The organism is Sediminibacterium sp. GW821-FHT12F12, from assembly GCF_058806635.1.
Window position 1 is genome coordinate 39,885 of the sequence record NZ_JBXAPW010000013.1, and the last position, 17,550, is coordinate 57,434.

A 17,550-nucleotide genomic window follows, 5' to 3' on the forward strand; every position below is an offset into this window, starting at 1 on the left:
TGGAAGAATGCTACCATCAAAAATTGACTAATCCCTGCTCGTCTGTTCCTTGTTCATCTGTTCTTCTGTTCAATATTCTGTCCAGACCTGTGGATAACAGTCCAAATCCCCTTCTTTTCAAGCCAAAACTCCTAAGTCCAGACTCCTAACTTCTAACTTTTCACCTATATTTGCCCCTCTAAAATTCAGCTTACGTGGCAACCAAATTCTCGAAAGAAACTTATCTCTATTGGTATGAACTGATGCAGTTAATCCGTCAGTTCGAGTTAAAGGCCGAAGAAATGTATAAAATGGCCGGCAAGATCCGTGGTTTCTTCCACGCTTATGTAGGCCAGGAAGCCATTGCAGCGGGTTGTATGACCGCCACAGGTGCCGATGATCCCTTTATCACTGCCTACCGCGACCATGGTCTGGGACTGGCAAAAGGTATGTCTGCCAACGCCTGTATGGCCGAACTGTATGGTAAAGCTACCGGTTGTTCAAAAGGTAAGGGAGGCAGTATGCACTTCTTCAGCCTCGAACATCGCTTTTTTGGTGGGCATGGTATTGTGGGTGCCCAGATAGGAACCGGTGCCGGACTGGCTTTTGCCGAGAAATACAAAGGAACCCAGAATGTGGTACTTTGTTTCTTTGGTGATGGTGCTGCCCGCCAGGGTATCCTGCATGAAACTTTTAACCTGGCCATGCTCTGGAAATTACCAGTAATCTTCATTTGTGAGAACAATAACTACGCCATGGGTACTTCTATTGAACGTACCAGTAATGTAGTGGATATCTATAAACTGGCCGACGCCTACGATATGCCTGCTGATATGGTGGATGGTATGACGCCGGAAACAGTACACGAAAGCGTATCACGTGCCGTAAAAAGAGCCCGTTCCGGTGATGGTCCTACCCTGCTGGAATTAAAGACCTACCGTTACAAGGGCCACTCTATCTCTGATCCGCAGAAATACCGCTCCAAGGAAGAAGTGGATGAGTATAAGGACCAGGATCCGATCAGTAAGGTTCGTACCACCATCCTGACCAACAAATTTGCATCTGAAGCCGACCTGAAAGCCATTGATGACCGGATTGGTCTGGTGGTGGATGAGAGTGTGAAGTTTGCAGAAGAAAGTCCCTGGCCGGATGACAGCGAACTGCTGAAAGATGTTTACCTGGATGAGAACTATGTGTTTGAGCAGGACTAACCGATCGGATATTTCAATTTTCAACTACAAATCTAAAAATACAGTATGACTGAGAAGCACGAAGAAACGAACCAGGCCCTTGAAAGAGCGCAGGGATTCTGGCAGAAATTTCAAAAACCTGTTCTGATAATAGTAACCGCCGTGGTATTGGTTGTGGGTGGCTGGTATGGATACAATGAATATATCCTGAAACCCAAAGAAGAAAAAGCGGCTGATGCTTTATTCAAAGCACAACAGCATTTTGCGATGGACTCATCTAACCTGGTATTGAACGGAGATGGACAAAGCAGAGGTGTTTTATATGTATTGAAGAACTTCAGTGGCACCAAAGCGGCCAACCTGTGTAACTATTATGCAGGCGTTAGTTACCTGAAACTGGGCGATTTCAATAATGCCGTTAAATACCTGAAAGATTTCTCTACAGAAGCCAAACAGATTCAACTGATGGCCTATGGTTGTCTGGGCGATGCGTATGCTGAGCTGAATAAAAAAGACGAAGCGGTAGAAAACTATAAAAAAGCCGGTCATACTTTCGATAAAGATGAGAGCAACTCAGCTGAATATCTTTTCCGTGCCGCTCTGTTACAGGAAACCATGGGAAAGAACAATGAAGCACTCGAACTCTACAAAGAGATCAAAGAGAAATTCCCCAGAACAGAAAAAGGATTTCAGGCAGATAAATATATCTATCGTTTGAGTATAGAAAAAAACTAACAGATACTACCGATGGCTACAAAAGGTAATACATCCGTTAACAAAGGCATCCCCGTAATCAAGGATGCCTTTGTTGTTATCGTGAAAACCGAGTGGAACGCGCATATCATTAACAAACTGGAAGCGGGTGTAAAAAAAGTGCTGAAGGCGCAGAATGTTGGCTGCAAAACCCTGGTGGTACCCGGTGCATTCGAGATCCCGTTTGCCGTTAAAAACCACTATACCTATGCCAACAAACTGCCCGATGCATACATAACATTGGGCACTGTGATCCGTGGCGATACCCCGCATTTTGATTATGTATGCAAAGCCGTTACCGATGGTGTGGTACAACTGAACCTATCGCTGGATACACCTGTTATATTCGGAGTGTTAACAGTTGATACGGAACAGCAGGCACTGGAGCGGATTGGCGGCAAACACGGTCATAAGGGCGAAGAAGCAGCTGTTACCGCCATAAAAATGATAGCTTTGAACAGGAAACTAAAACAATAACCCATTTACTTCCGCACATGCATGTTCAGTTATTCATCCCCTGTTTTATAGACCAGTTATACCCCACTGTTGGTTTTAATATGGTGAAAATACTGGAGAAAGCAGGTTGTACGGTAGCTTACAACACTTCACAGACCTGTTGCGGACAGCCGGCCTTTAATGCAGGTTTCTGGGGCGAGGCAAAGGAAGTATGCAGCAAATTTCTGAACGATTTTTCCGGGTCCGATTATATTGTTGCCCCCAGCGCCAGCTGCGTGGGTTTTGTGCGGAATTATTATACCAAACTGTTTGAGAATTCGCCAGAAAGTGCCCTGGCCAAAAAAACGGCGGAAAGAACTTTTGAATTATCAGAGTTCCTGGTACATATTTTAAAAGTGGATGACCTTGGTGCGAGTTTTCCGGCCAAAGTAACTTACCACGACAGCTGCGCCGGCCTGCGCGAATGCAGGATCAAAACAGAGCCGCGCCAGTTATTGAGCAAAGTAAAAGGACTGGAACTGGTAGAGATGAACGATGTAGAAACCTGTTGTGGTTTTGGCGGAACTTTTGCCGTAAAATTTGAACCCATCAGTATTGCCATGGGCGATCAGAAAACAACGAATGCCGCTGCTACCGGCGCTGAATACATTGTTAGTACAGATATGAGCTGCCTGATGCACATAGATGGCTGCGCCAAACACAAAGGCTCTGGACTACAGGTGATGCACCTGGCAGATGTACTCGCCAGCGGATGGTAGTTGTAATTAGCAATTAGAAATTAACAATTAATAATTGCTTCAGTTGCCAAACACCGCTGTTTTGCTACAGGCCGCTATATTTCGAAGTATAGGGGGCTTTGATTAAACTCTTCAAATTTTTAATTTTTAATTGCTAATTTTTAATTCCCATGAACTATTGGTTAATCAAATCCGAGCCATTCAAATACAGTTGGGAGCAGTTTGAAAAAGAGGGACAGACTTTCTGGGATGGCGTTCGCAATTATGCAGCCAGAAATAATTTACGGGCCATGAAGAAGGGAGACCTTGCATTCTGGTACCATAGTAATGAAGGCATGGAGATCGTGGGCATTGCCAAAGTGGTGAAAGAAGCCTACCAGGACCCAACTACCGAAGACCCCGCCTGGCTGGTGGTGGATTTTAAACCCTTTAAGAAACTGAAAAAACCGGTAGGACTGACACAGATCAAAGCCGATAAACGCCTGGCCAATATGGACCTGGTGCGGTTGGGCCGATTATCTGTTGGCGCCGTGCGTGAAGAAGAATGGAATATCATTATGGAGATGTCCCACTAACGGTCGGGGCGCTGGAGCGGCCTGACCGTTAGTGGTGGCTATCTGAAATATTTCTCAGTTCCTCTGCCATTTTTCAAACAGCCCTACCCCATTATCCCACTATCAAATTTGCCCCCATGCAAAAAAAGAAACTGGTAGTACTCACCGGCGCAGGTATCAGCGCAGAAAGCGGCCTGCGTACTTTCCGCGATAGCGATGGTTTGTGGGAAGGATATGATGTATACGAAGTAGCTTCTCCACGGGGCTGGGCCAAAGATCCACAGTTGGTGCTCGACTTTTATAATATGCGGAGAAAGGATGTGGCCAACGCAATACCCAATGCCGCGCATATAAGACTGGCTGAACTGGAAAAGCATTTTGATGTAACCATTATTACGCAGAATATCGACGATCTGCATGAAAGAGCCGGCAGTACAAACGTAGTACACCTGCATGGGGAGATCTTTAAAATGCGAAGCAGTTTCCGAACGGGGAATGACCTGCAGCTTGGGTTTGATTCGGAAGTATATGAGATCAGGGATGATATCCATCTTGGTGATCTGGCACCAGATGGCGGACAGTTACGCCCCCATATCGTCTGGTTTGAAGAACCCGTTCCGATGATCGAACTGGCAGCGGATATCAGTTCCACGGCGGATATTTTTGTAGTGATAGGCACATCCCTGGCCGTGTACCCTGCCGCAGGATTGCTGAGATATGCACCGGCATCCATTCCCAAATTCATTGTTGACAAATCGATCCCGCAAACAGGTTCTATCGCCAATCTTTCAGCTATTGAAGCAGCGGCAACAGTGGGGGTGCAAGTGCTTACAGAGCGGCTGCTGAAACTTTTGGAAAGTTATTTAAAGAAGGTATAAGCAATCCTAATGGCGGTAATAACATTTAACAGATATAATTGGCAATGTTGGTCCGACCACCAACATCGGCGCGAAACTTTTGGAAAGTTGAAAACTTTCCAAAAGTTAGTAAGTTATCTAAAAAAGATATAAGCAATCCCAATCGCAGCAATTACGCCCAACAGATCTGCCAGCATTCCTGCCCAGATCGCATATCGTACTTTTTTGATACCAACACTACCGAAATACAACGCGATGATATAAAAAGTGGTATCGGCACTACCCTGGAAAGTAGACGCCAGCTGACCGATAAAACTATCGGCACCATGTACTTTAAAAATATCCAGCATCAAGCCTCTGGCACCTCCCCCACTGAACGGACGCATGATGGCTACCGGTAAAGCCGGAACAAAATCACTGGTAATGCCTACCTGTATAAAACACCAGCTGATCCCATTGATAATGGCTTCCAGTGCCCCACTGTCGCGGAATACGCGGATGGCCACGAGTAAGCCTACGAGGTAAGGAATTACTTTGATGATCACATCCCAACCCTGTTTGGCGCCTTCAATAAAAGCATCAAACACATTGATCTTCTTAACGAAACCGCCAATGATGAAAGCGGAAATGATAAAAAACAGAATACAGTTACCCAACACATTACTAAAGGTCTCTTTGGTAAACAGACTCGGTACCGGCACATTTTTCTGCGAAGGCAGGCTGTAAATGAACATCGCAAACAAACCTATACTGAGAATAATACCCCCAAGCCATAGGATCAACACTTTATCGAATCGTAAACGCTGGTAGATACCCGTAATAATGATACTGGCAATGGTTGCCACGGTGGTTGCCAGCATTAACGGCACAAATACGCTGGTAGGATTGGTACTGCCCCCACTGGCGCGGTAAGCTATGATGGAGAGCGGTATGAGGGTGAGTCCGCTGGTATGCAGCACCAGGAACATGATCTGTGCATTACTCGCCGTTTCTTTGGTTGGATTCAGTGTTTGCAGGCTTTCCATGGCTTTTAACCCAAAGGGGGTGGCCGCATTATCGAGTCCGAGCATATTGGCACTAAAATTCATCACCATCTGTCCCATGGCAGGATGTTTATCCGGTACTTCAGGAAACAGCCTTTTCATAAAAGGATTCAGGATCCGCGCCAGGAAATTAACGGCGCCGGCTTTTTCGCCAATATTCATCAACCCCATGAAAAATACCATGGCACCGGTTAAAGGAAGACCTATGTCCATCACAGAGGATTTGGAGGCATCAAAAATACCTTCTACCAGTTTTTTAAAGATCTCATAGTCATGAAAAACGATCAGCCGGAACAGCGCAATCACCAGACCCACCACAAAAAAAACGATCCAGACATAGTTCAGTGCCATAGGGGTAGTTTAAAGGGTGAAAATAATGAATTCGGCAGGCAAATCGGGGATTTGGTAAGAGGGAAATAAAGGAAATGTAAAACCGGAAGCTAATGATTGCTTGCTATAGGTTGCAGGGCTAACTGCAGGCCGAACTTAGGCTGACAAATTGTAGCCGGATTACCCCTAAATCGGGCTATATTTGCGGCTCAAATTTTTGATGAGCAGGGTACCGAACCCACAAGTGTGCGACGCAACAGCAGCTGATATAAGAATTGCTGCCGGGCCCATGCTTCACCGTCGGAACCTATAAAATTGTACTTAGATGGCTTTACAAGCAGGGATCGTGGGATTACCGAATGTTGGTAAATCAACCTTATTTAATGCGGTGAGCAATAGTGCCAAAGCACAGGCCAGCAATTACCGTTTCTGTACCATTGAGCCCAATGTGGGACTGGTAGAAGTGCCCGATGCGCGCCTGAACAAACTGGCCGAGCTGGTGCTGCCACAACGGATCCTGCCTACCCAGATGGAAATCGTGGATATTGCAGGCCTGGTAAAGGGTGCCAGCAAGGGCGAAGGTTTGGGTAACAAGTTTCTCGGAAATATCCGCGAAGTGGATGCCATCATCCATGTGATCCGTTGTTTTGAAGATGAGAATGTGCTGCGCGAGGAAGGCGCCATTAACCCCATCAGCGATAAGGAGATCATTGAAACAGAATTACAGCTGAAAGACCTGGACAGTGTTGAAAGAAAATGGCAACGCGTAGAAAAAATGGCGCGTGTAGGTACCGATACCAAGGCCAAAGCCGAGTTTGAGATCCTGAACCGTTGCAAAGAGCACCTGGAAAAGGGCAAAAATATTCACACGCTGGGACTGGATAAGGAAGAAAAAGCCGTGGTAGCAGATCTGTTTCTGCTGACCGACAAACCCGTTTTGTATGTGGCCAATGTAGACGAAGCCAGTATGCACACAGGCAACAAATACTCAGAAGCACTTGCTGCTGCTGCCAAAGAAGAAGGGGCAGAAGTGATTGTGATGTGTAATAATATTGAAGCACAGATTGCCGAGATGGATAGCGCGGAAGACAAGCAGATGTTCATGGAAGAATATAAAATGACCGAACCGGCGCTGAACCGTTTGATTACTTCTGCCTATAAACTGCTGAACCTGGATACTTATTTTACGGCCGGAGTACAGGAAGTAAGAGCATGGACCATTCACAAAGGCTGGAAAGCCCCTCAGGCCGCCGGTGTGATTCATACCGATTTTGAAAAAGGCTTTATCAAAGCCGAAGTGATCGCTTACGAAGATTTTGTGAAATACGGAAGTGAAGCCGCCTGCCGCGAGAATGGCCGCTTACGCATTGAAGGAAAAGAATACGTGGTGAAGGATGGGGATGTGATGCACTTCCGTTTTAATGTATAAAAAAACCCTCGTGACGCTAAAGCGGCATGAGGGTTTTTACTCCCATCAGACCACTTTAGCGTTTTTTATACCCGTCAGTCCGCTTCAGCGTTCCGACGGGACCTACAAATGATGATTGCGAACCTGTCTATATGGGAAAAAGAGAGCTATTACGCTCCACAAGACCTCGTAATTGTGGGTGCAGGACTCATGGGTTTATGGACGGCACTTGAGCTGAAGAAACAACGCTCTTCCCTACGCATTACGATACTGGAAAGAAATACAACGCCCTTGGGTGCTTCTACCCGTAATGCCGGTTTTGCCTGCTTTGGGAGTCCGACGGAATTGATACACGATGCAGATACCCTGGGGCCTGATGCCATGCTGGCCGTAGCAGAAATGCGTTATAAGGGTATTCAGAAGATACGCACACATTTTACAGATGAACAGATAGGGTTTGATGCCTGTGGGGGATACGAATGTATTAACCGCGATTATAAAAACTGGGCATTACTGCCGGATAAGCTCAACTGGCTGAACAGTTTGCTGAAAGAAATTACTGGCAGTAAAGCCATATTTCAGCAGACCGATCACAAGCTGGCAGAAATGGGTATGCAGGGATTTGATGCACTGGTAGAAAATGTAACCGAAGCCGCTTTACACAGCGGCAAACTGGTACAGGCGCTGACACAGAAAGTGCAGGCAGCCGGTGTAAGCATTTTGTACGGAATACAGGTGAGCAGTATAGAGAAACAGCCAGGTAATATACAGATCAATACCCTGCAAAAACGGGTTCTTACGGCAGCTCATGTATTACTCTGCACCAATGCCTTTACGAGCGAACTGGCCCCGGAGGCAAGAATAGAACCTGCCCGGGGGCAGGTAATTGTAACCTCCCCTATTCCGGGTCTGCCAATGAAAGGCACTTTCCATTTTGATGAGGGGTTTTATTACTGGCGAAATCTTGGCAACCGGATTTTACTGGGTGGTGCCCGTAACAGCGCTTTTGAAGCAGAAGCCACCACCGACTTATCAGGTTCCGCTATCGTGCGTCAGGCATTGGAACATTTCCTGACAGAACATCTGCATCCCTCCCTTCGCTTTACTATTGAACACCATTGGAGCGGGGTAATGGGTTTTACCACCGATAAACGTCCGTATACCAGGCTTGTGCGTGAAGGTGTTACTGCTGCCATTGCCTGTAACGGAATGGGGGTAGCTTTAACCCCGGTGGTAGCCGAACAACTCAGCGTTAGCTTGTTGGATTATTTTTAACGAACCGTACACCCAACTTATTTATTTTTATCGCAACTTCCCTGTATGAAACAAGTCTTTACCAGTTTTATTTTATTGGGTTTACTGGCAGGCTGCCAGAATGCAGCAACAGAAAACGGCTCCAGTTTACCAGCTGGTAATGATGTACCGGCGGTGATGAACTACACCATCACCAATGTATATCCGCACAATACCGGTTCGTATACCGAAGGACTGGAATGGCATGATTCTACGTTATATGAAAGTACCGGCAATTACGGCGTAAGTAAACTGGCGAGGGTTTCATTAACAACGGGCAAAGACATCCAGAAAATTGATCTGCCCAAAGAATATTTTGGTGAAGGCATTACCGTATTTAACAACAGAATTTACCAGCTTACCTATGAGCATGGTAAATGTTTTGTGTACGATTTCAAAACCTTTAAAAAGATCAAAGAATTTAGTTATGAGGGAGAAGGCTGGGGCATGACCAACGATGGCAAATACCTCATCAACGATAACCGCAGCAATAATCTCTATTACCGCGATCCGGAGACTTTCCAGGTGGTAAAAACAGTACCTGTAACGGATAATAATGGTCCGCTGGTAAATATCAACGAACTGGAATATGTGGATGGATTCATCTATGCCAATGTATGGCTCACCAACAAGATCGTGAAGATTGATCCTGCCACCGGTAAAGTGGTGGCGCAGGCTGATTTCTCTTATGTGCTGAACAAATATGCCCCGGGTGCTATATCTGATGAAAAACAGGTTACGGATGAAGTGTTGAACGGCATTGCTTACGACAGTGTTGGCAAACGGTTTTTTATCACGGGCAAACACTGGCCCAAGCTGTTTGAAGTGAAATTCCAATAGTAAACACCCTAACTAATCAGGTTAGCCTCCTTTGGCGCGAAAGAAGACATCATGGAAAGCTATACTAATGATGTGTTAAGTGTAATCTGCACTTGTTTATTGAGTAGTATATTACGTATTGTACTATTAAAAATCACCCTGATAGTCAGGATTTTTTGTCGCTCACGGCCGCTGGGCCCCGTCCCTGTTATCCCGCCGGTGGCGGGACTGCTTTTTCTTCTGCTCCCGCTTTTAGCGGGATGCTACGCATCATTTTGTCTACCCTCGCCTTCGCTCGGCACCGAACAAAAAGAGGCCCGTACACAGGGACTGATTAGAAATCTTTCATCCAACACCCTGAAGTAGCATTTTTTATTTTACTAACCAAACAAATTTTGAATTATCCAATAGCACAAGACGTTAGTATATTATAGGAAGCACCCGCATTCACTGCTCACTACTCATTACTCCAGCACAACCAGCCGGCGATTTCTCACTATGCTCTGCTCTGTTCGAAATGACGGCGTACTTTTTATTTCTTAGCGAACACATAGATCACCGAACTGCATTTTTTCCGGTTGAACAGGGCTTTCAGGTTCGAGAGCATCCCATTCCAGACAGCACCGAAGATATTGGCACTGCCGTTACGGTACTGCTCGCTCAGCATGGATACATAAAAGCTGTCGAACCACATGGGTTTGATATCTACCAGCTGAAACCCATGGGCCTGGCCCAGTATGTCCATGCTTTTGGGAGCGAAATGATACAGATGCCGCGGCACATCATAAGCCGCCCAGTACTCGCCATATACCTTGGCATCATAACTGGTATAATTGGGCACGGCAATCAATAAACGGCCACCGGGGGCAAGAATAGTGTGGAACTGTTTCAGGTATCCCTGCAGATCATGCACATGCTCCAGTACATGCCACATAGTGATGGCGTCAAACCCTTGAGCGGGAAGAGAAAATAACTGGTCGGGCGATGAGAGATCAAGCCCATATTTATTCTTTGCGTTCTGCCTGGCGGTATCATCCGGCTCCAGTGCCGTTAGCTGCCAGCCTGCCAGCAACATGGTGTGAGAGAAAGCGCCTGTTCCGGCACCCACATCAAGCAGAACACCGGTTTCTTTACCTGTCACTTCCTGCACCAGTCTGCGTTTGCTTTTGAGTGTATAATTTCTGACAAGGTGATAGAGGCGGTTCACCAATCCCTTCTCTGTATCTGAATGCGACACATAACTGGCCGATTGGTAATAAGGACCGATGTCTGCGAGTACCGGTACCCGCTGGGTAAAACGGCCCGTACAATCATCGCAATGCCAGATCTCGAACTGCTCGCCGGAAACCGTATAGTCTTTGGCCGACAAGGCCGGATAAACCGCGGCAGAACCGCAAATGGGGCAATGAGAATAATTGATCAGTTCAGACATAAGAATTTGGGGGGATCAGATATAATAATAGGCAAGTGCACCCAGGCCCAGAATCAGCAAAATAATAGCATAATACCACCAGTAATCTTTTGGGGCTGCTGCCTCTTCGTCATCCGTCAAAGCAGCTGTATCAACGGCCGCAATACCTGCGATAGCCACCGGCGGCAACAGTTCCTGCAGGTCAGTGGCTCTTTCGAACCGGATCTCATCATTATCTGTCAGAAACAATGTGCCTACACCCTCCCAGACCGCCGTTTTTTTCGCCTTCAGTTCTGCCTGCAAACCATTGGCAAATTCGAGATATTCATGAATGGCTGCCGGTTCTTCCTGTCCCGTTTCACGGGTAAGAAATTCAAAAAAAAGTTTATCGGTACCCGACTGGTGTTTCTGTGTAAAATGAATCAGCGAACGGGGTGCCGATAAGAGGCTAATATCATCCTGGTAAGTGGCGGGCTCTTTCTCCACATAAAAAAGACCTACCTGCGGCACTACCAGCTGGTGATGTAAAACAAGGTATTTATGCAGGATCTGAAACATGATGACGGTTGATTACCGGAACGAATATACAACTCCTCCCAAAACAGTAAAGCCCAGCACACTATATTGATTCCAGCGCTGGTAAGTGTTGTTCAGTACATTGTTCATCTGTAACCAGAGATTCAGGCGTGGCATGACCGTAAATTCGGCTCCCAGGTTGATATCTGCCACCGCTGCCGCCTTTTTTTCTTCCATGATTTTGGTCCGGTAAGCATTGCCGTCCCAGAGATACAGATCGGCTTTCAGCTGCAGGTCTTTCAGTAGTTTCCATTTTACTGAGCCATTGGCTTCCAGCGGCAATAAACCCCAGGCTTTTTTATTAACTGTCAGCGAGCTGTAATCGGTAAAACTCGCTCCTGCTGTAAAAGAAATATTTTCCTGCACCGTATAACTCATTTCACCATGTAAACGAACAGCTTTCATGTCGGGTTCGTATACCACATCAAAACTTTTGCCATCGGTAGTATTATTGAGGAATAACGGCTGGTTACGGAACCGCAGTAAAGAAGCTTTTACCTGATAGGTAAAATGATCTCCCCCTGCGCCCCTGATACCGGCATACTGTTCGGTAATCCTGGTATTCTGTAAACCGGTAAGCGATCCAATCCAGGGATTAAACCCGGCCAGAGAACGGAAAGTATTTTTCTGGAAATAACCCACCCATCCGGCTTCGAGCACCAGGTTAATCTCCGTCATCTTGGCCTGCACCGTCAGATTGGGTAAGGCTGCAAACTGTTTGTTATCCCAGGAAGGTTGTACACCCAGGTTCAGTTTCAAATTCGGCGTATTAACCTGTATGGAAGGATTGACATAATAGAGATTATTCTTCAATACCAGCTCATTCGGGATCATGGGGAAACGGGCGGTTGACATATCGGCCGTGAGTCCCAGGTCAAAAGCAAATTTTTCACCAAAAGCTTTGTTGATGGGCGCTTTCAGTTGTATACTGTTTTCGTGCGCCTCCGAATTATTAAAGAAACGGGACACTTTCAGTTGCGGATGATAGGTGATGCCGAAAGCATTGGCTTTTTTATTCTGCATACCCAGGTCTACACCAATGGTGGAATATCTTTCCAGTAACTGGTCTTTCGGAAAACTGAGCGTGCTCGGTTCAAATCCGTAATGGTATTGCGTGGTGCTGCGATAATACGGATTGGCCGTCCATTCGTGTTCCGTAGCGGTATTGAATACAGAGATCACTTCCAGTCCCCATTTAGCTGCCTGTTGTGCATAAAGGTGACCGGTAGACGTAAGAAAATCGGCCCGTACCTGTGTAATGGAGCGTTGACCATCACCAAAGGAGAAACCTGCTTCTGCCAGGTAGGTACTGAAATTACCGGCCCCTACTTTGATATACTGGTGGTTTTCCCATTCGTAGCCTGAATCAATCCCCAGTGCCAATGGTTTGATAGGAACCGGCTGGTAGGAAAAAAACAGGTTTTGCGAAGGGATAGTATAACTCACCGGCATGCGGGAAGAATCTATGACTGGTGTGGCCGCCGTAAAATTCACTTTGGCCGCATTTTTCAGATAGGGTTTAAAAGCCGAGGTAATGGTAACTACTTTGGGTGAAGAGGTATCGCCCATACCCTCTTTAGACAACTGCGAAGACAGTTCTTCTGTATTTTTCACCGTTTTTTTGACTACAGGTTTTACTGTTGCCGTTTTGCGGCTGGTCTTTTTCTTTTTAGGGACCGTTTTCTGCGTACGGACTTTTTTGCGGGTCTTCTTTTTCTGTGCCTGCACAGAACCCACTGCAAAAACTGCCAGCAAAAAGATCACTATCGTTCTGATGATATATTTCATGTAGGGGTCTGCTTTACTGTTGTTCAACTTGGTTGGTTTTTACTTTCTCCGCCAATACTTTATCCAGTTTCTGTTGTGCTTCTGTTTTCAGTTCGGCTATCGTGGCATTCTCTACAATACTTTTAAAAGTGGCTTCTGCATTAAACCAGTCTTTCTGCTGTACAAATACATCGCCCAGCAGAATATAACTACGGGTTACCCAATGATCGTACGAACCCATTTTTTTGATCACTTCAAAAGCTGCTTTTTCCGCTTCTGCCAGTTTGTTCTGTTGCAACAGGATCTCTGCTATCCGATACTGTGCCTCTGCCGCATATTCCGATTTACCGGCAGCGATTACCTGTTTGTAAGCGCCAATAGCGGGTTCTGCTTCATTACCCAACTGGTGGTTCTTGGCCACCACCATACTGGCCATCATACGGTCGTCTGTAGCGATTCCTTTCTCGAGCAATAACTCTGCTGCATTGGTGGCTGCTTCCTTCCATGCCTGCGCTTTAAACTGGCAGCGTAACAGGCCTCGCATGGCTTCCAGCCGGTTCTCCTGCTGGGTAGCGAGGGATTTTAACTGTGCAAAATATTTAGTGGCATTGGGATAGTCTTTCAGATCAAAATAATAGATCCTGGCTGCCTGCAACGTACTTCGCTCTGCATATCTGTTCTGCGAACGATCGGCCACCGCTTTGTAAAAAGGCAGGGCTTCTGTGTTGGCTTTGTTGTTGATCAGCATTTCTGCCAATAGATAATTGGCTTCGAGCGAATACCTTCCTTCGGGAAATTTTGCCAGGTAAGATCCGAAACCCGTTTTGGCTGCGGTCAGGTCTTTGGCCTCATAGCGCAGCATATACGATCGGAATGTAAGCGAATCCTCTTCTGTATCCGTAATGGGTTTGCCATTCTGTTTCATGAAAACCGCAAAATCGCCGGGCTGTTGGTTCTCTACAAAAATGTTGCGGATATAATCGATCGCATCAGTACTCTCCTGTGTATTGGGATGCGTGGTTACCAGTTTCTGAAAGTTTTTCAACGATTCATCGTTCCGGTCGAGATTAAAATAGGCCACCCCCAGTTTCAGGTACACTTGCGGCCCCATGGCAGCAGCCTGTGGATTACCCACCAGCTTCTGCAAGGGGGCAATGGCTGCCTGGTAATTTTCATCCGCCAGATAAGTATTGGCTACCTCAAGTTGGGCATCGGGCACCAGTGCAGAAGAAGGATATATTTTTTCGATGGATTGTAAGAGGCTGATCTTTTCCGGATTCTTATTCATTGCGCCGGCAATAATGCCTTTCTGGTACAACGCATAATCAGCCGATGCCAGTTGGAGGGATTGTACCGTTTCGTACATTCTCAGCGACTGTTTAAAATCCTTACTCATAAAATAACAATCAGCCGCGCGCAGGTAAGCATCCTGTTCAATCTGGGTAGAAGTTGCAGACACGGTTCTGGTGATCTGTTCAAAATAATTTTTAGCCAGCGGATACTGCTCACTCTTCAGGTAACCATAAGCCAGGCTGTATTTCGCATTCACGGGATTCACTTCCCCATTGGTAACCGGGTTTTTCAGGTAATTGAGGAAAAAAGCAACGGAAGCCTCTGTTTCTCCTTTGCGGTAAGCGATCTCTCCCTTCCAGAAATAAGCCAACGGCAACTGAGCCGTATTATAAGGTACTTGCAGCAGTTTGGTGAGTAAGAGATCTGCCTGGTCAATCTGCTGGTCGTTGATCAGTTCCACCGCACTTCCGTATAACAGTCTTGGATATAGTTTGATCACCAGGTCACTTTTCACACCCAGACTCTCATATAATTTCAATGCCTCTTTGTAATTACTGGTATTAGCGAGTGTGTTCACCAAAAGTTCCCTGGCTTCCTGCGTATAAGCTGATTTAGGGTAAACATCGAGAAATGATTGAAAAGATTTCAAGGCTGCATCCATATAACCCAATTCATACGAAAGTTTACCATAGTGATAGGCTGACACTTCTTTCTGTACCGCATTGCTGTTATTGGCGGCACAGAACTGGAAGGCCGTGCGGGCATTGGCTTTATCGTTGGTTTTGAGATATGCATCGGCCAGCAGGTACATACTGTTCTGGGCCAGCGAGTCCTGGGCACCACCCAGTTGTTTAAATCCTTCGATGGAACGAGACCAGTCTTTGGCTTCGTAATAACAAAAGGAAAGTTCATAGAGATCTTCCCTCCGCACTTTCTGGTTGGCAGATACATATTGCTGCAGGTAAGGCAGGGCTTTGGCAAATTCGCGTTTTTCAAACAGCAGGTGCCCCACCAGCTGTTTCAGTTGCAATTCATAAAACAAACCGCTTTTCTGTAAAGCCGCTTCTCCGTACTGGAGTGCTTTTTGTTTATCGCCACTGAAATAATAGATCTCTGCTATATAAAAAGGGATCACCGGCTGGTAGGCAGGCAGTTTCTCCGCTATCTGGAAACTTTCCAGTGCCAGCTGGTAATTTTTATCATTGAAGCAGATAAAACCGAAATAATAATTCGCATCAAGGTAATTGGGATCGGTTGGCAGTTGGCGGATGGCATTGAACAAAGGTTTGGCTTTCTCAAAATCCTGTGTCAGAAAATAACCATAGGCCTGATGAAATTTCATGTCAGCGATCTCACGGTTGCTCAGGTTGGCGATGCCTGTAGCCGCATATTGTTCCTGTGCATGGGTGAAATCCTGCTGGCGGTAAAAGTACTCGCCCAGATGAAAACGCATCATCTGTATACGGGCAGGTGTATTCTCCTGTTCAATGAAACGCGTAGCAAGGGGTACCGCCGTACTATCGTTTAGCTGTAGTCCGCAGATGATATAATAATAGCGGCTTTCCAGTTTGATGAAATCGGTGGTCTGCCCCTGTCCTGCTTCATCGTTGTAAACCTGTTTGAATACAGGATAGGCCAGGCTGAACTGTTCTTTCTGGTACAGGTCTTTGGCCCTTTTGAAAGCCGCATCCGGATCCAGGTGTATTTTGGTAAGCTGGGCCTGCAGTGTGGTACCGCCTGCAGCCAACCATACAAAAAGGAATATGCGAAATGTTTTCTTCATAGTGCAAGGAACGGTTTACAACTGTTTATACTTCAGGTATTGATAGCCCATTTCAGAAACAGACGGGTCTTGTCGTTTATCAACCCGGGACTAAAGTCCCTGTACAATATCCTTTCCAACCTTTTACCCACGCTCTGAAGAGCGTGGCAATGCCACTTTCTTTTTTGCCGCGCTCTTCAGAGCGTGGGCCAGGATCTCAGATTTGTAAAGGCTCCGGGACTTTAGTCCCGGGTGTAACGCTTGTTTTGGATCCTCTATATAAACGAAGCAACGCGGCAAAGATTTCCCTTTGTTTCTTAATGAAAAGCGAAAACCTGTTTTAAAGGTAGTATTCGGGGTTTGTAAGCAAACATCATTCCATCATTTGTGGAAAAACAGATAAGGGGCGTAAGTTTGTCAACAAATTAAGATCCCATGTACGAACATATCACCACCGTTCGGGTGCGTTATGCCGAAACAGACCAGATGGATATCGTGTACTACGGCAACTATGCCCAGTACTTTGAAGTGGGTCGCGCAGAATGCATCCGCGAGTTGGGGTTTACCTATAAAAAAATGGAGGAGATGGGCGTACGGATGCCAGTGGTATCAATGGAAGCGAGGTTTCTGCGGCCTGCCCACTATGATGATCTGATTACTATTAAAACCATCCTGAAAGAACTACCGGCCAAACACCAGATCGAGTTTCACCATGAGGTATATAATGAAAGAAAAAAACTACTGACCACGGGGAAAGTAGTTCTTTTCTTTATCGATAGCCATACCGGCAAATGGATCGGATTACCGGCAGAACTGAAGGAAAAATTAACACCTTTTTTCACAGATCAGGCCCTGTGATGGTCGGGACGCCAGTTCCGGATGGCCTGTTTGATCTCGTTACTTTTTAAGTTTTCATTCACAGCCCGGGCAGCCAGTTCCACCAGTTCCTCATCACTCGCAAAGCGCAGCGCGATGATCTGGCTCATGCGGAGCGATTTTGGCAAAGGTTTACCGGTAAGCACAAAATACCTGAAATTCTCTTCTGCACGGATGGCACGGTCCTGCGCTTTTAAGGCAAAAGCCCGCATATACCAGAAAAATAAACAGAGGATCAGGCTGACCAGGCAGATCAGCGAAGCGGAATACAGGTTCTCTTTGGCAGAATGCGACAGATTGATAAAAGAACCGATCAGTAAAGCCAGAATACCGATGGCTGTGAGATAATGATACCCGGGAACATACTGGGTATGATTACTGTAGTTTTGTTCTTTCATGAAGGCATTGTTTGGTTGAAGATATTCTTTTTATCGCCTCTTCCCCAC

Annotated in this window: 16 protein-coding genes; 10 read left to right on the forward strand and 6 right to left on the reverse strand. The window is 46.2% G+C overall.

The window, feature by feature from the left end; all coding sequences use genetic code 11:
* The first annotated feature begins 194 nt into the window (after positions 1 to 194).
* The 6 genes from pdhA (at position 195) to AC1RNB_RS15765 (ending at position 4,547) form a co-directional block, all read left to right on the forward strand.
* Positions 195 to 1,190, forward strand: a complete 996-nt coding sequence (pdhA, locus tag AC1RNB_RS15740; protein WP_493084370.1) for a pyruvate dehydrogenase (acetyl-transferring) E1 component subunit alpha — start codon at positions 195 to 197, stop codon at positions 1,188 to 1,190.
* Between the two features lie 45 nt (positions 1,191 to 1,235).
* Positions 1,236 to 1,904 carry a tetratricopeptide repeat protein gene (locus tag AC1RNB_RS15745; RefSeq protein ID WP_493084372.1) on the forward strand — a complete coding sequence of 223 codons (669 nt, stop codon included), beginning with the start codon at positions 1,236 to 1,238 and terminating at the stop codon, positions 1,902 to 1,904.
* Between the two features lie 12 nt (positions 1,905 to 1,916).
* The gene (gene ribH / locus AC1RNB_RS15750) at positions 1,917 to 2,399 is read left to right on the forward strand and encodes a 6,7-dimethyl-8-ribityllumazine synthase (protein ID WP_493084374.1); all 483 of its coding nucleotides are present in this window, start codon (positions 1,917 to 1,919) and stop codon (positions 2,397 to 2,399) included.
* 17 nt (positions 2,400 to 2,416) lie between these two features.
* Entirely contained in the window at positions 2,417 to 3,136 is a 720-nt protein-coding gene (locus AC1RNB_RS15755) for a (Fe-S)-binding protein (protein WP_493084376.1), read from the forward strand.
* A 149-nt stretch (positions 3,137 to 3,285) separates the two neighbouring features.
* A complete protein-coding gene (locus tag AC1RNB_RS15760) occupies positions 3,286 to 3,690 on the forward strand; it encodes an EVE domain-containing protein (protein ID WP_493084377.1) in 405 nt (134 codons plus the stop codon).
* A gap of 116 nt (positions 3,691 to 3,806) precedes the next feature.
* Positions 3,807 to 4,547 (forward strand): SIR2 family NAD-dependent protein deacylase, encoded by a 741-nt coding sequence (locus tag AC1RNB_RS15765; protein ID WP_493084378.1) that lies wholly within the window; start codon positions 3,807 to 3,809, stop codon positions 4,545 to 4,547.
* 113 nt (positions 4,548 to 4,660) lie between these two features.
* Here AC1RNB_RS15765 and AC1RNB_RS15770 read toward each other — a convergent pair whose 3' ends face one another.
* Positions 4,661 to 5,920 (reverse strand): nucleoside recognition domain-containing protein, encoded by a 1,260-nt coding sequence (locus AC1RNB_RS15770; protein WP_493084380.1) that lies wholly within the window; start codon positions 5,918 to 5,920, stop codon positions 4,661 to 4,663.
* A gap of 304 nt (positions 5,921 to 6,224) precedes the next feature.
* Here AC1RNB_RS15770 and ychF point away from each other — a divergent pair, with 304 nt between their 5' ends.
* The 3 genes from ychF to AC1RNB_RS15785 all read left to right on the forward strand — a co-directional run bounded on the left by ychF (position 6,225) and on the right by AC1RNB_RS15785 (position 9,440).
* A complete protein-coding gene (gene ychF / locus AC1RNB_RS15775) occupies positions 6,225 to 7,328 on the forward strand; it encodes a redox-regulated ATPase YchF (RefSeq protein WP_493084382.1) in 1,104 nt (367 codons plus the stop codon).
* A 108-nt stretch (positions 7,329 to 7,436) separates the two neighbouring features.
* Positions 7,437 to 8,582 carry an NAD(P)/FAD-dependent oxidoreductase gene (locus AC1RNB_RS15780; RefSeq protein ID WP_493084384.1) on the forward strand — a complete coding sequence of 382 codons (1,146 nt, stop codon included), beginning with the start codon at positions 7,437 to 7,439 and terminating at the stop codon, positions 8,580 to 8,582.
* 45 nt (positions 8,583 to 8,627) lie between these two features.
* Entirely contained in the window at positions 8,628 to 9,440 is an 813-nt protein-coding gene (locus AC1RNB_RS15785) for a glutaminyl-peptide cyclotransferase (protein ID WP_493084385.1), read from the forward strand.
* 511 nt (positions 9,441 to 9,951) lie between these two features.
* Here the strand turns inward: AC1RNB_RS15785 and AC1RNB_RS15790 are convergent.
* From AC1RNB_RS15790 to AC1RNB_RS15805, 4 genes are read right to left on the reverse strand one after another with little or no spacing between them, the layout of a single operon-like run.
* Positions 9,952 to 10,851: a class I SAM-dependent methyltransferase gene (locus AC1RNB_RS15790; protein ID WP_493084387.1), complete on the reverse strand. Its 900-nt coding sequence runs from the start codon at positions 10,849 to 10,851 to the stop codon at positions 9,952 to 9,954.
* 15 nt (positions 10,852 to 10,866) lie between these two features.
* Entirely contained in the window at positions 10,867 to 11,388 is a 522-nt protein-coding gene (locus AC1RNB_RS15795; protein WP_493084389.1) for a hypothetical protein, read from the reverse strand.
* 12 nt (positions 11,389 to 11,400) lie between these two features.
* Positions 11,401 to 13,194, reverse strand: a complete 1,794-nt coding sequence (locus AC1RNB_RS15800) for a TonB-dependent receptor (protein ID WP_493084391.1) — start codon at positions 13,192 to 13,194, stop codon at positions 11,401 to 11,403.
* Positions 13,195 to 13,207: 13 nt separating this feature from the next.
* A complete protein-coding gene (locus tag AC1RNB_RS15805) occupies positions 13,208 to 16,249 on the reverse strand; it encodes a tetratricopeptide repeat protein (RefSeq protein ID WP_493084393.1) in 3,042 nt (1,013 codons plus the stop codon).
* Between the two features lie 414 nt (positions 16,250 to 16,663).
* On the opposite strand from AC1RNB_RS15805, the gene AC1RNB_RS15810 reads away from it, so the two are divergent.
* On the forward strand, positions 16,664 to 17,086 hold the full coding sequence (locus AC1RNB_RS15810; protein WP_493084395.1) for an acyl-CoA thioesterase: 423 nt from the start codon (positions 16,664 to 16,666) through the stop codon (positions 17,084 to 17,086).
* Here the strand turns inward: AC1RNB_RS15810 and AC1RNB_RS15815 are convergent.
* A complete protein-coding gene (locus AC1RNB_RS15815; RefSeq protein ID WP_493084397.1) occupies positions 17,074 to 17,502 on the reverse strand; it encodes a DUF6526 family protein in 429 nt (142 codons plus the stop codon). The genes AC1RNB_RS15810 and AC1RNB_RS15815 overlap by 13 nt on opposite strands.
* Between the last annotated feature and the right edge of the window lie 48 nt (positions 17,503 to 17,550).